Source organism: Pseudothermotoga elfii DSM 9442 = NBRC 107921 (assembly GCF_000504085.1).
GTDB lineage: Bacteria > Thermotogota > Thermotogae > Thermotogales > DSM-5069 > Pseudothermotoga_B > Pseudothermotoga_B elfii.
Window position 1 is genome coordinate 981,242 of the sequence record NC_022792.1, and the last position, 16,458, is coordinate 997,699.

The window sequence follows — 16,458 nt, forward strand, 5'->3', positions numbered from 1 at the left end:
CCTAAATCATTTCTATGGCTTTGAATCTGCATTTTTGGACGCAGAGACCACATTTAATACATTTTTCCTGGTCTATCTTGTAGGGTTTTCCTCTCTCACCGAAAATGGCGTTCTGTGGACAGGATTTTGCACATAAACCGCAGCCTTTACATAATTGTTCATTGACGACGTATTTTTTGAATGAAACGCAGGTTCCACTTGGACAAACTCCATTTAAATGGGCCAGGTATTCGTCTTTAAACAACTTCAATGTACTTAATATTGGGTTGGGAGCTGTTTTACCAAGCCCACACAGAGAAGTTTTTTTGATAAGGTTAGCAAGAAATTCGAGATTCTCAAGATCTTCTTCTGTGGCTTTTGCCTGAGTAAATTTCTCCAAAATGTTATAAGCCTGCATGGTACCTTCTCTGCATGGAATGCACTTGCCACATGATTCTCTTTTTGTGAAATCCAGGAAAAATCTTGCAACCTCAACCATGCATGTCCTTTTTGTTATAACTACTATACCCCCTGAGCCAACCATGGCATCCGCCGATTTCAACGTGTCGTAATCAAGGGGCATATCGAGAAATTCCTTAGATAGACATGCTCCGGAAGGGCCTCCTATCTGCACAGCTTTGAATTCCTCTCCTGACAAAAGGCCCCCACAGATTTCGTAAATGATTTTTCTTAACGTTGTTCCAAATTCAACTTCTATAATACCCGTGACCTTCAAGGGGCCTGTAACAGAAAACATCTTCGTTCCGGGAGAATTTTCTGTTCCAAGCAACCTGTATTTTTCAACCCCATCTCTTATTATTCTCGAAATGTTTGCGTAAGTTTCGACGTTGTTTATAAGGGTTGGATAACCCCATAAGCCAGATTGGGCGGGAAATGGTGGCCTTGGTCTCGGCATACCTCTTTTTCCTTCGATTGAGGCCAACAAAGCTGTTTCTTCTCCACAAACAAATGCTCCTGCTCCTTCTTTAATTTCTACATCAAAAGAAAACCCGGTTTGAAGAATATTCTCACCCAGTAAACCGAGTTTTTTAGCATCATCAATAGCTTTCTGAAACATCTGAATAGCTATGGGATATTCAGCCCTTATATAAGCATAAGCTTTCTGTGCTCCTATGGTATATCCTGCAATTATCATCCCTTCAAGAACAAGATGTGGGTCTCTTTCGAGTAGAGTTCTATTCATAAAAGCCCCCGGGTCACCTTCATCTCCATTACAGACTACAAATTTGACATCAGATTTGCTGTTTTTCGCAGCTTCCCATTTCAGGCCCGTTGGGAAGCCGCCGCCACCTCTGCCTCTTAATCCGGCGTTTTTTATCATTTCTATAATTTCATCTGCTTGCATTTGCGATAGTACTTTTATTAACGATGAATAACCTCCCCTTGCCATATAATCTTCTATGCTGTCACATTCACACTTACCAATATCTTCCATAATATAAAAATTCTGGTTTTTGTATAAAGTACTGTCCTCAAGACTCCTAACTCGATCGTTTGTGACAGGATCAATCAGCAGCAATTCTTCTAATGGTTCTCCTCGCTTGATGGTTTTTTCTACAATTTTTTCAACATCGTTTACTGTGACATGAGAGTAAAAATAACCGTGAGGCAAAATATTGACAAGGGGTCCATTGGAACATCTTCCGCAGCATCCAGTTTTTTTCAAAGGATTTTCTGAATCTTCGATTTTAGCCAATTTTACCGAATTTAAAAGACCTTCCCTGAGAAGTACTCTCTGAAACTCTTCATAAACTTTCAAAGCACCTTTCGCGGTACATCCAGTGCCAACGCACACGTAGATCGATAACTTAGAAAGCTTTTCTTTTCTCTTTTCCTTTTGAAGTTCTATAAATTGAAGAGCTTCACTAATACTATTGAGCATTATGTTCACCTTCTTTCAGTTTTCTGATTATGTCTTTGACCTTTTCAGGGGTAAGATTCCCGTATACTTCATCATTTATGACCATTGCCGGAGCCAGTGCACATGCACCAAGACAACCCACTTGGTCTACGCTGAACTTCAGATCTCTTGTTACCTCACCCGGCTTTATATTCAGCTCTTCTTCGATTGCTTTTAAAAGTGATAATGACCCTTCCATATGACATGCAGTACCATCACAAACAAGGATGGTGTACTCACCCTTGGGTTTGAGAGAAAACTGGGAATAAAAGGTCCCCACACCGAATATTTTTGCCGGAGGTAATTCAAGAGCCACAGCGATATAGTTAACAACATCTTCCGGAAGATGTCTGTAATTTTTTTGAACATCGAGGAGTATTCTTATGAGATTTTCCTTTTTGTACTGATGTTTTTTCAGAATTTCCTCAACTTTTTCAAAGGTCCTTTCCACTCATTTCACCTCCTAACAGTATTCAACTTTTACGATTTTTCCCATTTTGGTCAGGATTTGTGCAATGTCCTGAACTAATCTGAATTTCAGAGATATGTCGTGACTGAATAGCGGATTTTGGTGAGCTGGGTTAATAGCCCTCCCCACGGTGAAATTTATTTCGTCTGCTTTCAGAAGCATTTCGGTCAACATGGCTGCTCCATAACCTAATTTTTCTTGTTGCCCCTGCAGATATCTAAAGACATGCGTCAAAGTAACTATTCCTTCGGTAACAAGGTCGATTCCATCCATTTTGCCAATGGGTGGAAGTTCCTCGGTGAAAGACATAATATCGAGTTTCACTTTCTTTTCAAGCACTCTCTCAAAGATCTGGGCTGTGGTTCCACCGCATACGATCTTTTTTCCTTTACGTGAAAGAAATTTTTTCACTATTTCTTCATCTTTTGATTTGTCCTCGGGCGGGCCAACGAACAGATTTACAACCTCTAAGGGTTTGAAGTGAATAGCCGCAACAAGTGCATCATCTCCCCTCGTTCCTTTGTCTAACCTTTCGGTGAGCTTAACCAAATGTCGAACGATGCTTAACGAATTTATTCTATTTTCAAGTAATACCTTAATTTCTCTGACAATATTTTGAACGCCAAATCCTAAGGGGAAATTATCTGTTCCCATTCCTGCCTGAGATACACCATCTGTCATTAAAAACAGTAGATCGCCCTGTACAGGTGATATTTCATAAAAAAAGATCTTTCTCCCAAGAACAGTTATTTGTTTTTTATCTATCTGAAGTAATTTTTTGTCCCTAAAATAAAGAACGACCGGAAACTCGTACTCAACAATATGGCACACGTTAGTTTCTGTATCAAAAACAACCGAACAGAGATTTGCATAACTTATTCCCCTCACTTTGCAGACAGGAAGCGTAGCAAGAATCGATGAAAAAACCTCGTCAGTTGGAACATTGTTAAACAGCATCGTGGTTGCCATGGAGGTGGTCAATGTCGAAAGTATGCTTGCTTTTACACCACTCCCTAATCCGTCGGAAACACTCACGGCAATTCTGCGTTCTCCTTTTTTTACACAGATTGAATCACCACAGATCTCTTCTCCTTGCTTGTTTTTGAAAGCATAATTAATTTCGCAGGTTAACATCTCATTCCTCCATAAATTTTCTTAATTCTACGAAGTGGCTTTTGGTCTCGGCTATCGATTCACCTAACAATCCAGCTATTTCCTGTGCGATTCTCATTTGCCTTGCCAGCATTTCTTCGATTTTATTTAGAGTTTCATGTTTTATTTCCTTCAGTCTTTCTTCCTGTAATTTTTCTTTTGTCATATCCACGAGCAACAAAACTTCCCCACTGTCTTCAGGAAGAGTGAAAGACTTAACAAAAAAGAAGCCCTTATCTGGAATTTCATAGATGCGGTTAGAAAATATTTTTATTTCATTCAGCAGTGAAATTAAATTGGCTGTATCTAAGAAAAGCTTTTCAGCCGCTTTATTTTTGTAGATTAGGCAGTTGCCTTTATATATGAAAATAGCGTTTGGCGACTCTTCTACAACTCTATTTGTGGCAGCCTTTAGTTTATCCACCAGATACGTGATACACATTTCTTTTTCCGCTTTTCCCAAAACAACTGCTACAGCTTTGTCTTTACAACTTTCATAACCACAGGCTCCACAATTGAGTTGTTTTTTCATATCATCCTTTCCAAGCGATTTGAGTACTTGCTGAACAGCTTTTTCATCCACATAAACCTTTGAAAATTTAGAGGAGAATTTTTTATGCAAATCAATAGAAGGTGCTTCAAATTCAATCAAATTTTTCTCTGTATTCAGATTAGCAGAATGATTCATTATTCTTCGTCTTTTTTCGAGGATATTTATGTCTTTTCTAATAGCAGGTCCATTTATGCAACTTCCAATGCACGCAGATGCCTCTATAAAAAATCCAGTTTTGATTTCGTCTATTTTTGAAAAAATGTTCATTACGTTTTCTATGCCTTCAATAGATATGTGGGTTTTCCAATCGCCATCAATTGTGTAATTTATACCTCCTGAAGTTGGGTACATTCTTGCCTTATCTGGATAAGGCGGAGTGGGTAATTCATCTATCAATTGATCAAGCTGAAAATTTTCATTTTTAATGAATTCGTCGAATTCTTCGAAGGTAATCACAATGTCAACAAGCTGACTTTCACTTTTCTTCGCCACACATGGTCCTAAAAACACCACCGGTAAATCCCCAAATTTTTGCTTTAAGAAAGTAGCATGCGCGACCATTGGGGACACAACCGGCAAGAGATGACCGAGTACCTCTGGAAAATATCTTTCTGCCAGATAGACAATAACAGGACAGGCTGTGCTTATCACCGTTTCTTCGTTTTTCAAAAAATATCTGGCATATTCTCCTGATACCAATTCTGCGCCAACAGCTGTTTCCTGAACAACTGTTGCTCCTAATTTTTTTAACAGGGAGATGATCTTATACGGCTGATCGAAATGTGCGAAAAAAGAAGGCGCTAACGATACCATAAATTTTTTTCCAATGAATTTCTTAAATTCATCTATACTTTTCACGTATGTTCTTGCTTTTTGAGGACACACTTCTATACATATCCCACATTGTATGCAATCTTCATCAATTATTTTGGCTTTGCCGTGGTTAAAACTTATCGATTTGACAGGGCAATTTCTCAAACATTTGTAACAGTACATGCAACTTGCATCGTTCGAAACGATAGCGTTCACGTCTTTGCCTCCTCGATAATCTTCTCTATGTTTTTGTCATCAACATGTGTATAGAGTTTTCCATCTATTTCCACGCAAATTCCGTCCGAGCACCTTCCAAAACAGAGCGATCCATAAAGTTGTATCTCTGGATACTTTTTTCTAAGCTGCTCTATTTTTTGGACAATTTTATAGGATCCTTTTAAATGGCAAGAGCTTCCCATGCAAACTCTGATCAACATAAAATCACCTATCGTGATATTTTTATCGTTATTTATTTCACGATTTATTCTATCTCTTTCCTTCCCATCTGTCAATGAAGCTTTTTCAAATGAAAATCAAGAGTTGATTAACCAAAAGTGACATGAATATGAACTCGTTCCTCACTGTTCAAAACGGGTATCACTTAATGTAAACTTGTTTCGTGGTGATCAGATTAAATGGTCTGGCGAGAACTCGATAAAGGCGTCAGAAATTATCTCTGGCTTTACAGCATATCAGGCTTTTCTTTTTCAGCGGTTATTGCCGTTCCGTCTTTTGGAAAATTGATGAATATATCCATAGAAAATGTAGGTTGGCTGTTTAGCTTCTCTTACATCGTGCAGGCAGTTTTGACATATGTTCTTGGGAAAAAATTCGAGCAATTTTCCACAAATTATGGTCTATTTCTCGCTAAAATCTCTTTTGCGCTTGGCTCATTACTTTTTGCTTTATGCAATGGGCTTTGGTTATTTGCCATTGCACAGATGCTGTTAAGTTTTACAGATGTATTTTACCCGTGTCAGGTAATGTATGAAAGAGCGTTATTTCCACCAAAATATAGAGAAACTCTGTATTCTTATTTATTTTTTGCCACGGAATCTACAAAGGCTATCAGTTATACGCTTTTTGTTTTTGTATTGTCTCCTTTTATGGGTGGAAAAACTTTCCTGAAGGCTGTTTTTGTTATGATCTTTCTGTTGAATTTTTTCTACGCTTTTTCGTATTTGAAAATCCTCCCAAAAATTCAAAGTGGCTTGGTATTACATAAAGGCCAGGTGATTGCTACCACAAATTTTCGTGCTTTTTTCTCAATCATGCTTCATCAATATCTTTCCTATGTTGCTTTTAATTTCTCTGGATTTCTTGTTATCTCATATTATCTGATCGATTATTTTAAACTCAGCAGCTCTTCACCATTTCTTTTTGAAATGGTTTTTTCTGCATCTGTTGCTCTGTCGTGGTTCTGGAGGAAACGCATTCGAACAAAGGCACATATCAATTTAATGATAGGAAATTTTCTGATCCTTTCGACGTTTCTCTTATGGGTAATACCAAATGTTTATGTTTTCTTCATTTCTCATATTTTGATGGGTATAGGTTTCATTCTCTGGTTTCCCGCGAAAGAAACCATAAAGATTCAGATAGCCCCAAGAGAGCTTGGGAGATGGGAAGGATTTTTTCAGGGATTGAATATTTTCAGCAGAATTTTTACCCCTGTTCTGTCTGCTTATGTGGCGATGGCCTTGGGTTATCAGCAGGTATTCTTGATTTCTTCGATATTTTCCGCTTTTGCCCTTTTAGCGTCGCTCCCGGCAGCAACCTGGATAAGAAAGTTTGCCTATCAATCAAAAGTTGATTGAGAAAAGTTCCTTAGCGTTCCCAAGCAGTACATCTGAAACTTTCTGAACATTTTGGTTCAAAATTTCTGATATTTTTTCCACAACTATTCTGACATAGGCTGGTTCGTTTCTTTTGCCTCTGAATTGCTGTGGTGGTAAATATGGACAATCTGTTTCACTAAGGATATTTTCAATTCCTACAACTCTAACCACAGATCGTAGACTGTGGTTTTTAGGATAAGTTATAGGACCACCTATACCAATGAATGCGCCGAGTCTGACAAATTTTAGCGCCCATTCTGTGTCCGCCGAGAAAGCATGAACAACTCCTCCAGGACCAGGTAACCCTATCTGCGAAAGCAACTTATACGCATCATCATACGCATTTCTTATGTGTAGTATTACCGGTAAATCAAGTTCCTTAGCAAGGATCAATTGTTCTCTAAAGGCTTTCAACTGTTCTTCTTTTGGAGAAAGGTTTCTGTAATAATCTAAACCCATTTCACCCAGAGCAACGACTTTATCATCTTTTGCAAGCTTTTCCAGCTGTTTTATATAATCTTTTTCAACCTTTTCTGCTTCATGTGGATGAACGCCTACTGCACAGAAAATATTTTCTGATCTTTTCGACAATTCCAGTGCTCTTTTTGAATCTTCCACATCTATACCTACATTGACGATGAATTCTATCTGTTTCGATTTAAAAAGTGAAATTATTTTGTCCAGATCATCTTTAAATTGTGGAAAATGCAAATGGGCGTGAGTATCAACAAATTTCATGATTTCATCACCTTTCCAAAAAATCATTTGAAAGCAGTAGAAAATTTAAATCTTTACAACTACTTATTATATACAGTTCTGTGTTTTTTCCTGTTGTTTGGAGTAAAATTTAAATGGTGATTTTGTGAGAAAATATATTTCTTTTTTATTGTTTGCGATGATTTTTACAGGGGTATTTTGTCAAAGTGATTATTTACAGAGGATAGATGAACTTTCCGACTTCTACTTCTCGTTTGACCTAAATACAATAAAGCTTTCTATACTTGATGCCATAAGGGCAACTGGCCAGAAAGATGTGATAGCGGCATATCTTGATTTTGTGAACAATTCTCCCGTTTGGGTTGTGGTAACAGCGAGCAGTTCGATATATGTCAACCCATTTACAGGTAGAATGAATGTTTCGGCAAATTCCTATCTTTACAGAATATCCTACCCTGTTTCCTTAGAAGACGCCATTTCCCTGGCTTTCGTTTCAGGTGGGCGAGACATATTTTTTGCTTTTCTACAAAATCAGAGCAATTGGATCATCGGTACAACAAAACAACTGATAACTGTGAGCACCAGAGCACCTGTGGTGATTTCTATTCAAAGTAGATCAAACAGGGGTGAATCAAGTGGGTCTAAAAAAGGAGAAGGTACTAATCGTTGAGGACAATGAAGATCTACTTAATTCTATAAAGGAATTTTTGCTAAAAGAAGGTTATGATGTTAGTTGCGCAGTAGATGCAGAGCAAGCTTTTGATATGGTTATCGAGGACCATTATGATTGTTTAGTTGTTGATGTATTGCTTCCGGGGATAAATGGCTTCGAATTTGTCGAACATCTCAGAGAAAGTTTGATAAATGTCCCGATTTTAATTTTAACAGCCCTGGATGCAATTAATGACAAAGTTAGAGGGCTGAGTTGTGGTGCGGATGATTATTTAACTAAACCATTTGATTTTCGCGAATTACTCGCCAGGATAAAAAGCCTGATAAGGCGAAGCAATATTACAAAAGGAGAGGAAATCAACTTTAAGGGCTTAAAATTAAACAGTAGATCAAGACAAGTTACCGTTGAGGATACTGTTCTCAAAATGAGCAAACGGGAATTTGCACTTCTGGAACTATTTCTAAGAAACCCCGGGATAGTCTTCTCGAGGGAAGAAATCATGGAAAAAGTCTGGGAAAACGAGAAAATAATAAAAAGCAATGTAATTGATGTGTATATTCTCTATCTGAGAAATAAATTAAAACCTTACGGATACGACAGATATATACAAACCGTGCCGGGTTACGGGTACAGATTCTGCGAGGAATGATTGAGATGCGTTCCTTGAGAAAATCTATAGAAAAATATTATCTTTCGATTTTTATGGTTTCAACATGTTCTATGGCAGTAATTCTGTTTATCGTTGTTCAATATTTTACTCAATCACAGATTGACCATGAGATTCTAACATTTACGAACGACCTCATACATTTTCTGGATAATCCCGCTAATGAATCAATAGCTATTATCGGAAAAAGAAATTATTCTTTTCAGATTTTTGAGAAAAATAAGACCTACGCCAGCTTCAATGTGACAGAAAATATCCCTGTCAAAAAAGAGGGATTTTATACATATGGTTTTAATAGGGTTTATCTTATTCACGATGGAGATTATAAAATAGTTGTATCGAGGAACATTGCTGATCAGATTTTCTTCATTTCAATACTTGGTGTGATCCTTGCAGTTACGGTAATGGGTTTATTTTTTGTTGTGAAAAGATTTGGCTCAAGGCTGACTTACAGACTCATCAAACCGATTGAGGAAATAGGAAAACAAATGATAGACATCTCAAAGGGTCACGCCAGAAGAATCGAAGTAGAGCTGACAAGCAGAGAAACATATGAATTACAGTCACAAATAAACATGGCTCTTGAGAAACTTAACAGTATTATGGATCAGCTTAGAGAATTTGCCTCAAGTATATCTCACCAACTCAGAAATCCTCTTGCTACGATAAAAGCGCAGTTAGAGGTTACTATGAGCCGTCCTGAATCATATTCTTTGAAAAATGATCTCAATGCAATTATGAGAAATGTAGAAAAAATGATTCAAATTACCTCTGGGCTCCTTCTAATTGCTCGCGCCAAACATCAAAGTGAAAATGCGTTTGAGGAAGAAGACCTTTCAACAGTTGTTTTAGAGGCTGTTGAGCAAAATATGCAGAGATTCCCAGACGTAGAATTTGTTCTGGAAATTCCCGCTGGTGTAAGATCACGCTGTATTTCGGAACTCCTGTTTCATGCTTTCGCAAACTTGATTGAGAACGCCTGCAAATACACCGATAAGAACAAGCCAGTTTATGTTGGATTAAGTGAAAAGGATAGTTTTGTAGAGTTTTTTGTTTCTAACCACGCAAGTCCGATACCCCTGGAAGACAGAAAAAAGATCTTTGAAAGATTTTATCGAGCCAGTAATGCTAAGGGCGATGGACTCGGTCTTGGTTTAGCAATAGTCAAGGCTATCGCAGATTTACACCATGCGAAAGTCGAGTATGTTTTCAATGGGTTGAACACGTTCTTTTTTACTTTGCCAAAATGATCTGCCACAAAATTTGCAAAACTTAAACATTCGTTTGATGATGTGATGGTAATTTTTTTATGGGTGATTGTCTTGATTCTTTATCTAATAAGGCATGCAAAAACATCGTGGAACGACAGAGGACTCTGGCAGGGTAATGTCGATATACCTTTGAATGACGAGGGGTATCTTCAGGCAAAGAAGCTTGCTCAAAGATTTTCCGGCCTGTCAATAGAGGCAATCTATACCAGCCCTTTATCGAGAAGTTATCAAACTGCAGAAGAAATTTCAAAAGTGCTTTTACAGCAACCAATTGTGGAATCGTCCTTGCGGGAATGTGAAATATCTCTTTGGAACGGTTTGACCATGAGCGAGACACTTGAAAAATATGAAAACCAGTATAAATACTGGTCTATGAATCCGCTTGCTACGGTTGAAGGGGTTGAATCACTTCAAAACGTACAGAATAGAACCGTAAGTGTTATTCAGCAAATATCAAGCTCTCACAGGGGGAATGTCATAGTAGTTTCTCATGCAATAGCTATTAAGATGATTATTTGCTGGGTACTTGGACTGCCAATACCATTTAGCAAAAATTTCAGGATTGAAAATGCCTCGGTGAGCGCACTGGATTTTTCAGATAACCCCAGGCTTATTCTTTTGAATGACACATGCCATCTTTTGTGATGATTGTTGTATTATATAAAAAGGAGGTGCAGATATGAAAACAGAATGGCTTGGCAAGAGAGCCTTCATTTCTTTTACTGATTCAGGCAGACAAGTTTTGATGGACGCTAAGAGAGAAGCAGGAGGACTTCATGCAGCGGCATCACCAATGGAACTGGTCCTTTCTGCCTTAACTGGTTGTACGGGAATGGATGTTGTTTCAATACTTGAGAAGATGAAAGTGCTTGACGATATTGAGAAGTTTTCCATGGAAGTTTCCTCCGAGCGATCCCAGGACCATCCGAAAGTTTATACAAAAATACACCTTAAATATATATTTAAATTCAAAGGTGAAGCACCCGTAGATAAAGTGGAAAAAGCTGTAAATCTTTCTCAGGAGAAATACTGTAGCGTTGCTGGAATGTTGAAAAAAGCTGCCGAAATTACCTATGAAATTGTATATGAATGAGGTGAAAATTTGTGATATTGAGAACTTTCAGGTATGAGGATGTGAGTGTAGAGATTGTTGAGGATGATATAACCAGACAGGAAACAGATATTATAGTAAATGCGGCGAACTCATACTTAAGGCATGGCGGCGGAGTTGCAGGGGCTATTGTAAAAGCAGGTGGCGAGGAAATCCAAAAAGAGAGCGATGAATATATAGAGAAGTACGGTTCGGTGCCTGTTTCTGGTGTGGCGGTGACGGGGGCTGGAAAATTAAGAGCGAGATATATTTTCCATGCCGTTGGACCGGTATGGGGTGAAGGAAATGAGCACGTAAAACTTTACAATACGGTCAAAAATGTTTTGCTTAAGGCTAATGAACTTAGAGAAAAATCCATAAGTATCCCGGCAATAAGTAGTGGTACATTTGGTTTTCCAAAAAAGACTGCGCGGAGATTTTCTTAAGAGCGATTAAAGATTATTTAATATCATGCAAAGATAACTCCCTTAAAACAATAAGAATTTGCAATATAGATCATCAGACCTGCCAGATTTTTTTGGAAACCTTTGAAAGATTCTGGGGGTGGTAACCATTACAGATCAGAAAGAAGAAAAAATTGTCAAACTTTCGATGATTGAATTGATATTGCTCAGTTTTAATACAATTGCTGCGCGGTGCTGGGCAAGACTTGGGCTTGTGAAAGATGAATATGGTGAAATGAGGCAGGATCTTAAAGAAGCCAGAATAGGCATTGATACACTTGATGCTATATTGAAAGCCTTAAATGGGAATATCGAAGATGAGATTTACAGAGAATTAGAAGGTATTGTATCTAACCTAAAACTTAATTATGTAAACCAATATAATAAATCAAAGGGCGAAAAAACGTGAAAAAAGCAGGTATAGTAGGTCTTCCAAATAGTGGAAAATCGACGTTTTTTAACGCGATCACAGATCAAAATGTCCCGGCTGAAGAATATCCATTTTGTACTATTGAGCCAAACAATGGCGTTTTAACTGTTGTTGATGAGAGGGTCAATAAACTTGCGCAGATGGAAGGTTCGCAGAAAATCATCTATCCTTTCATTCAGATCGTCGATATAGCTGGTTTAGTAAAAGGGGCAAGCCATGGAGAAGGCCTTGGAAATCAGTTTTTAGATCATATAAGCAAGGTAGATTTGATTCTTCATGTTGTGCGTTGCTTCAAAATAGATGATGTTTCGCATCCAATGGGTGATGTTGACCCTGAAAGAGATATAGAGATTGTGGAAACTGAGTTGATACTGAAAGATCTTGAGACGATAGAAAAAAGAATGGCCAAGATATCAAAGCAGGCTAAATCAGGGGATATAGATTCGCGCAACGAGCTTATTTTTTTGCAACGATTGAAAGAACACTTAGAAAGCGGGAAATTATCTGTAATGTTTGAAAGAAATGAAAGTGAAAGTAAGATAATAGACTCCCTGTTTCTTCTAACCGAGAAACCCGTTATATATATTGCCAACGTTGATGAGTGGGGTATTGACAGGGAACTAAATAAGAAAGTAGAGCGCGTTGCCAAAAACAAAGGATTCAGTTTTCTGGCAATTAATGCCCGCCTTGAGTACGAACTGAGGCAGATGGAAAAAGATGAAGCAAAAGAATTTCTCGAAGCGTATGGGTTTGAAAAATTCATTAAAGAAAGATTATTTGAAGAGATTAAAAAAAGCTTGAGATTAATATGTTTCTTAACTGCGACAAAAAATGAAGCTCGCAGCTGGGTTGTTCCTGAAAACAGCTCTGCTTACGAAGCGGCAGGACTTATACACACAGATATCCAAAAAGGATTTGCCAGGGCTGAAGTTATCTCTTTCAACGAACTCATAAATTTTTCTTGCATGAAGGAAGCCAAGGAAGCAGGGGCAATAAAAGCTCACGGAAAAGATTATTTGATTAAGGAGGGAGATGTTGTCCACTTTTTATTCCATAGTTGATCTTTTGAAAAATACACCTTTAATAGCAACTGTTTTGTCTTTTCTGGTTGCTCAAACTATTAAAGTGATATTTTCGAAGAGTTTCTCTATGTTCAAAAAATACGGTGGCATGCCAAGCGGCCACGCGGCTGCGATGTCGGGTCTTGCTTTTTCTCTGGCGAGATGTACCGGTTATGATTCACCAGCAACTGCTGTTGCCACTGCATTGCTTATGGTAGTTGTTGCAGATGCTGTTAATTTAAGACCATATGTGAGAGAAGATCTCGGGCACACCTGGCTTCAAGCATTTGCAGGAATTGGTGTTGGCTTTACGGTTGCTCATCTTTTGCCAGCTAAAATTCCATTGTGGTGATTAATATGCCAGCCAAATTGTCTTCAGTAACAGTTGTTGGATTGAATGTAACGCCAATAGAAGTAGAGGTAGATATCGACAGAAAAAGCATTATACATGATGTTGATATAGTTGGTCTCGGTGATACAGCTGTCAAGGAAAGCAAAAAAAGAGTTAAAAGTGCTTTGAGAAACTCTGGATTCAAATTTCCTCAAGGTAAAGTTGTAGTCAATCTCGCGCCAGCTGATTTGAAAAAAGAAGGATCGCTGCTGGATCTTCCAATAGCTGTTGGAATATTACAAGCATCTGGAGTTTTGCAGAGAGCCGATATTCTTGCCCTCGGGGAACTTTCTCTTGACGGAAAGATAAGGAGTGTTCGCGGAATTTTAACTACCCTGCTCTTTTTAAGTGAGATTCATTATGAAGGAATAGTTGTCGTTCCAGAAGAAAATCTGCGGGAAGCTCAAATGGTTGACGGATTAAAATTATACGCGTTTGCGGAACTCAAAGAAGTTGTTGAGTTCATAAATGGAGTTGTGAAATATGAACCAGTATCTTTTAGGGGAATACCTCCAGCTGAGTATGAATCTGAACTTGACTTTGCCGATGTAAAGGGCCAGGCAGTGGCAAAACGGGCACTTGAGATAGCCGCTGCTGGTTTTCATAATGTTTTGATGAGAGGGAGCCCTGGTTCTGGAAAAACAATGCTCGCCAGAAGAATTCCGAGTATAATGCCTCCGATGACTGATGATGAAACTATAGAAGTTCTGAAAATCTACAGCACTGTTGGAATGATGAACTCGAATCGAATCTTCAGGCCATTTCGTTCCCCACATCATACTGCCTCGAGTGTTGCCATAATTGGTGGAGGAAACGATGCGAAACCAGGAGAAGTCACACTTGCACATAACGGTGTCTTATTCTTAGATGAATTTCCGGAATTTCGCAGGGATGTTATTGAAGCATTGAGGCAACCTCTCGAAGAAGGTACTGTTACCGTTGCAAGGGCAAAAATGACGATAACATATCCAGCGCGCTTTATGCTTGTTGCTGCAATGAATCCCTGCCCATGTGGGAATTACGGTGATCCAAAAGCAGTTTGCAGTTGTACCCCATACGATATAATAAGGTATAACAAGAAAATTTCAGGTCCTGTTCTTGACAGAATTGATATCATAATTCAGGTTCAGAAAATGGAATTTGATGAGTATTTTTCGAAACAGGCATCTGAAAGTAGCAATGAAATAAGAAACAGGGTTATTGCTGCGAGGGAAATTCAATACAGAAGGTACGCCGGTTACAATTTTTCGACTAACTCCAAACTTTCCTCAAAGTTGCTTCGCCACTTTATCCAGCTCGATGACAGAAGCGAAGATATTTTAAAATTAGCTACCATGAAATTTAACCTTTCTAACAGGTCCATCGATAAAATTCTACGCCTTTCTCGTACGATAGCCGATCTCGATAAAAGTGATCGAATAAAGCTTAACCATGTAGCGGAAGCCATCCAGTATAAAACTCAGGATCACCTTTGATCTGAGAATTAATTTTAGCCTCTTAACTATCATGTAACCTAACATAATCTCATTTTGAATACAAATGGTGGAAAATATTATTGTGGCTTTTGCCATTGACAGGAGGTGAGGAAAGATGAGTTGGAAAGGTTGGCTCATCTTGATAGTGGCCCTCTGGCTAATTGTCTCAGTGCTGATACCGAACATCGCAGGCTCAAAAGGAGCAAATCTGGCTAATTTCCTCATCACTGGAATCATTTTTGCTGCTGTCAGTGCCATGGATTTTAAACAGACGAAAACTGTAGCATGGATAATTTTGATTGTAGGAATTTGGTTAATCATCTCGTCGTTCATTCCAAGCATAACAGGCTCAAAGACAGCGGCTATGACGAATGGATTGATTATGGGAATTATCAACCTCATTCTCTCGTTCTTTATGAAAAAATCAAAAGCAAGTTAGGCTAAAAACCCGGCTCTCGCCGGGTTTTTATTTGTCAGGAATACAAAATTCTACGACATCATTTACCTTTATTTTTCCACCACGAAGAACTTTCAGGAAAATTCCCTCTGCTGGCATGACACACCTGCCAACAATTTTTGCTATTTCGCATTTATCATGACATTGTTTGCCAATTTGAGAAATCTCGAGTTCTACTGTTCCAATAATAGCTCTGGTTTTTAGTGGCAATTTCCAAACTTCTACACCTTCAATCGTAATGTTTTCTGCAAAATCTCCAGCATTTACATCAATTCCCCATTTTCTTGCCTTCTCTATACTTTCAATCGACAACATTGAAATCTGCCTATGCCAGTTTCCGGCGTGTGCATCACCTGATATACCATGATTTTCAACCAGAATAACTTCTTCAACTGGTGTTTTCTTCACACCTTTGACCTTGGAAACATTTATTGAAATTATTTTACCGTAAATTTTTGTCATGTACTGTGCTCCTCCTGTAATAACCGTTTCTATGTATTATCAGATGATAGCTCATTTCTTTTCCAGTGGCCAGATTTACCTCCGGATTTTTCCAGGAGGCATATTTTTTCTATAACCATACTTTTATCAATAGATTTACACATATCATAAATGGTAAGTGCTGCAACAGAGGCTGCTGTTAAAGCTTCCATTTCCGCACCTGTCTTTTCTCTACATTTGACTGTTGATATTATTTCTATCGAATTTTGTTCTTCTCTCAAAATGAATTCTATCTCTGCGTGAGTTAAATTGATATTGTGACATAGCGGTATTAATTCAGATGTTCTCTTCGCAGCCATTATTCCAGCAATCTTGGCTGTTGTTATAACATCTCCCTTTTTTACTTCGTTTTCTTTTATTTTAAATAGGGTTTCTCGATTCATCTGAACAATAGCAAGTGCTTTTGCGATTCTTTCGGTGTTTTCTTTAGAGGTTATGTCAACCATCCGAATATTTCCTTTTTTATCAATATGGGAAAAATCCCCAGTCATTTTTTTACCAGCTCCCTTTCCAGAAACTCAAATTCACTTTGCATT

General features: G+C 38.2%; 20 protein-coding genes. 12 read left to right on the forward strand and 8 right to left on the reverse strand.

The window, feature by feature from the left end; translation table 11 throughout:
* Nucleotide 1: 1 nt before the first annotated feature.
* Genes TEL01S_RS04810 through TEL01S_RS04830 form a run of 5 tightly spaced genes read right to left on the reverse strand, consistent with a single transcriptional unit; the run spans nucleotide 2 to nucleotide 5,324 of the window.
* Complete coding sequence (locus tag TEL01S_RS04810; RefSeq protein ID WP_028843228.1) at nucleotides 2-1,882, reverse strand: NADH-ubiquinone oxidoreductase-F iron-sulfur binding region domain-containing protein; 1,881 nt, start codon at nucleotides 1,880-1,882, stop codon at nucleotides 2-4.
* A complete protein-coding gene (nuoE, locus tag TEL01S_RS04815; RefSeq protein WP_028843227.1) occupies nucleotides 1,872-2,351 on the reverse strand; it encodes an NADH-quinone oxidoreductase subunit NuoE in 480 nt (159 codons plus the stop codon). The genes TEL01S_RS04810 and nuoE overlap by 11 nt, the downstream gene beginning before the upstream one ends.
* A 12-nt stretch (nucleotides 2,352-2,363) precedes the next feature.
* Complete coding sequence (locus TEL01S_RS04820; RefSeq protein ID WP_012003002.1) at nucleotides 2,364-3,503, reverse strand: SpoIIE family protein phosphatase; 1,140 nt, start codon at nucleotides 3,501-3,503, stop codon at nucleotides 2,364-2,366.
* A gap of 1 nt (nucleotide 3,504) precedes the next feature.
* Nucleotides 3,505-5,103, reverse strand: coding sequence for a [Fe-Fe] hydrogenase large subunit C-terminal domain-containing protein (locus TEL01S_RS04825; RefSeq protein WP_028843226.1), 1,599 nt, complete (start codon nucleotides 5,101-5,103; stop codon nucleotides 3,505-3,507).
* Nucleotides 5,100-5,324: a (2Fe-2S) ferredoxin domain-containing protein gene (locus tag TEL01S_RS04830; RefSeq protein WP_028843225.1), complete on the reverse strand. Its 225-nt coding sequence runs from the start codon at nucleotides 5,322-5,324 to the stop codon at nucleotides 5,100-5,102. Before TEL01S_RS04830 ends, TEL01S_RS04825 begins: the two co-directional genes overlap by 4 nt.
* A 198-nt stretch (nucleotides 5,325-5,522) precedes the next feature.
* Between TEL01S_RS04830 and TEL01S_RS04835 the strand changes: the two genes are divergently transcribed.
* On the forward strand, nucleotides 5,523-6,704 hold the full coding sequence (locus TEL01S_RS04835; protein WP_012003005.1) for an MFS transporter: 1,182 nt from the start codon (nucleotides 5,523-5,525) through the stop codon (nucleotides 6,702-6,704).
* On the opposite strand, the gene TEL01S_RS04840 is transcribed toward TEL01S_RS04835, so the two are convergent.
* Nucleotides 6,690-7,463, reverse strand: a complete 774-nt coding sequence (locus TEL01S_RS04840) for a TatD family hydrolase (protein ID WP_012003006.1) — start codon at nucleotides 7,461-7,463, stop codon at nucleotides 6,690-6,692. The two genes, TEL01S_RS04835 and TEL01S_RS04840, sit on opposite strands and share 15 nt — an antisense overlap.
* 124 nt (nucleotides 7,464-7,587) lie before the next feature.
* Between TEL01S_RS04840 and TEL01S_RS04845 the strand changes: the two genes are divergently transcribed.
* From TEL01S_RS04845 to TEL01S_RS04895, 11 genes are all read left to right on the forward strand, one after another.
* Complete coding sequence (locus tag TEL01S_RS04845) at nucleotides 7,588-8,112, forward strand: hypothetical protein (protein WP_012003007.1); 525 nt, start codon at nucleotides 7,588-7,590, stop codon at nucleotides 8,110-8,112.
* Nucleotides 8,078-8,764, forward strand: a complete 687-nt coding sequence (locus TEL01S_RS04850; RefSeq protein WP_012003008.1) for a response regulator transcription factor — start codon at nucleotides 8,078-8,080, stop codon at nucleotides 8,762-8,764. Before TEL01S_RS04845 ends, TEL01S_RS04850 begins: the two co-directional genes overlap by 35 nt.
* On the forward strand, nucleotides 8,761-10,032 hold the full coding sequence (locus tag TEL01S_RS04855) for a HAMP domain-containing sensor histidine kinase (RefSeq protein ID WP_028843224.1): 1,272 nt from the start codon (nucleotides 8,761-8,763) through the stop codon (nucleotides 10,030-10,032). Before TEL01S_RS04850 ends, TEL01S_RS04855 begins: the two co-directional genes overlap by 4 nt.
* Before the next feature lie 63 nt (nucleotides 10,033-10,095).
* Nucleotides 10,096-10,698 (forward strand): histidine phosphatase family protein, encoded by a 603-nt coding sequence (locus tag TEL01S_RS04860; RefSeq protein WP_407635793.1) that lies wholly within the window; start codon nucleotides 10,096-10,098, stop codon nucleotides 10,696-10,698.
* Nucleotides 10,699-10,732: 34 nt separating this feature from the next.
* Nucleotides 10,733-11,146, forward strand: a complete 414-nt coding sequence (locus TEL01S_RS04865) for an OsmC family protein (protein WP_012003011.1) — start codon at nucleotides 10,733-10,735, stop codon at nucleotides 11,144-11,146.
* 11 nt (nucleotides 11,147-11,157) lie between these two features.
* The gene (locus tag TEL01S_RS04870) at nucleotides 11,158-11,589 is read left to right on the forward strand and encodes a macro domain-containing protein (protein ID WP_012003012.1); all 432 of its coding nucleotides are present in this window, start codon (nucleotides 11,158-11,160) and stop codon (nucleotides 11,587-11,589) included.
* 118 nt (nucleotides 11,590-11,707) lie between these two features.
* Nucleotides 11,708-12,016: a DUF1844 domain-containing protein gene (locus tag TEL01S_RS04875; RefSeq protein ID WP_012003013.1), complete on the forward strand. Its 309-nt coding sequence runs from the start codon at nucleotides 11,708-11,710 to the stop codon at nucleotides 12,014-12,016.
* Nucleotides 12,013-13,098: a redox-regulated ATPase YchF gene (gene ychF / locus TEL01S_RS04880; protein ID WP_012003014.1), complete on the forward strand. Its 1,086-nt coding sequence runs from the start codon at nucleotides 12,013-12,015 to the stop codon at nucleotides 13,096-13,098. The genes TEL01S_RS04875 and ychF overlap by 4 nt, the downstream gene beginning before the upstream one ends.
* On the forward strand, nucleotides 13,070-13,450 hold the full coding sequence (locus TEL01S_RS04885; RefSeq protein ID WP_038051162.1) for a divergent PAP2 family protein: 381 nt from the start codon (nucleotides 13,070-13,072) through the stop codon (nucleotides 13,448-13,450). Before ychF ends, TEL01S_RS04885 begins: the two co-directional genes overlap by 29 nt.
* Before the next feature lie 5 nt (nucleotides 13,451-13,455).
* Nucleotides 13,456-14,964 (forward strand): YifB family Mg chelatase-like AAA ATPase, encoded by a 1,509-nt coding sequence (locus TEL01S_RS04890; protein WP_012003016.1) that lies wholly within the window; start codon nucleotides 13,456-13,458, stop codon nucleotides 14,962-14,964.
* A 115-nt stretch (nucleotides 14,965-15,079) separates the two neighbouring features.
* Nucleotides 15,080-15,403: an SPW repeat domain-containing protein gene (locus tag TEL01S_RS04895; RefSeq protein WP_012003017.1), complete on the forward strand. Its 324-nt coding sequence runs from the start codon at nucleotides 15,080-15,082 to the stop codon at nucleotides 15,401-15,403.
* A 27-nt stretch (nucleotides 15,404-15,430) separates the two neighbouring features.
* Here the strand turns inward: TEL01S_RS04895 and TEL01S_RS04900 are convergent, their stop codons facing one another.
* Nucleotides 15,431-15,883, reverse strand: coding sequence for an MOSC domain-containing protein (locus TEL01S_RS04900; RefSeq protein WP_012003018.1), 453 nt, complete (start codon nucleotides 15,881-15,883; stop codon nucleotides 15,431-15,433).
* A 29-nt stretch (nucleotides 15,884-15,912) separates the two neighbouring features.
* On the reverse strand, nucleotides 15,913-16,413 hold the full coding sequence (gene moaC / locus TEL01S_RS04905) for a cyclic pyranopterin monophosphate synthase MoaC (protein ID WP_028843222.1): 501 nt from the start codon (nucleotides 16,411-16,413) through the stop codon (nucleotides 15,913-15,915).
* Nucleotides 16,414-16,458: the final 45 nt, after the last annotated feature.

Coding starts and splice junctions, on each gene's coding strand:
- TEL01S_RS04810 (WP_028843228.1), bottom strand. CDS start 1,882: ATGCTCAATAGTATTAGTGAAGCTCTTCAATTTATAGAACTTCAAAAG.
- TEL01S_RS04820 (WP_012003002.1), bottom strand. CDS start 3,503: ATGTTAACCTGCGAAATTAATTATGCTTTCAAAAACAAGCAAGGAGAA.
- TEL01S_RS04830 (WP_028843225.1), bottom strand. CDS start 5,324: ATGTTGATCAGAGTTTGCATGGGAAGCTCTTGCCATTTAAAAGGATCC.
- TEL01S_RS04835 (WP_012003005.1), top strand. CDS start 5,523: ATGGTCTGGCGAGAACTCGATAAAGGCGTCAGAAATTATCTCTGGCTT.
- TEL01S_RS04840 (WP_012003006.1), bottom strand. CDS start 7,463: ATGAAATTTGTTGATACTCACGCCCATTTGCATTTTCCACAATTTAAA.
- TEL01S_RS04855 (WP_028843224.1), top strand. CDS start 8,761: ATGATTGAGATGCGTTCCTTGAGAAAATCTATAGAAAAATATTATCTT.
- TEL01S_RS04865 (WP_012003011.1), top strand. CDS start 10,733: ATGAAAACAGAATGGCTTGGCAAGAGAGCCTTCATTTCTTTTACTGAT.
- TEL01S_RS04885 (WP_038051162.1), top strand. CDS start 13,070: ATGTTGTCCACTTTTTATTCCATAGTTGATCTTTTGAAAAATACACCT.
- TEL01S_RS04890 (WP_012003016.1), top strand. CDS start 13,456: ATGCCAGCCAAATTGTCTTCAGTAACAGTTGTTGGATTGAATGTAACG.
- TEL01S_RS04895 (WP_012003017.1), top strand. CDS start 15,080: ATGAGTTGGAAAGGTTGGCTCATCTTGATAGTGGCCCTCTGGCTAATT.
- TEL01S_RS04900 (WP_012003018.1), bottom strand. CDS start 15,883: ATGACAAAAATTTACGGTAAAATAATTTCAATAAATGTTTCCAAGGTC.
- moaC (WP_028843222.1), bottom strand. CDS start 16,413: ATGACTGGGGATTTTTCCCATATTGATAAAAAAGGAAATATTCGGATG.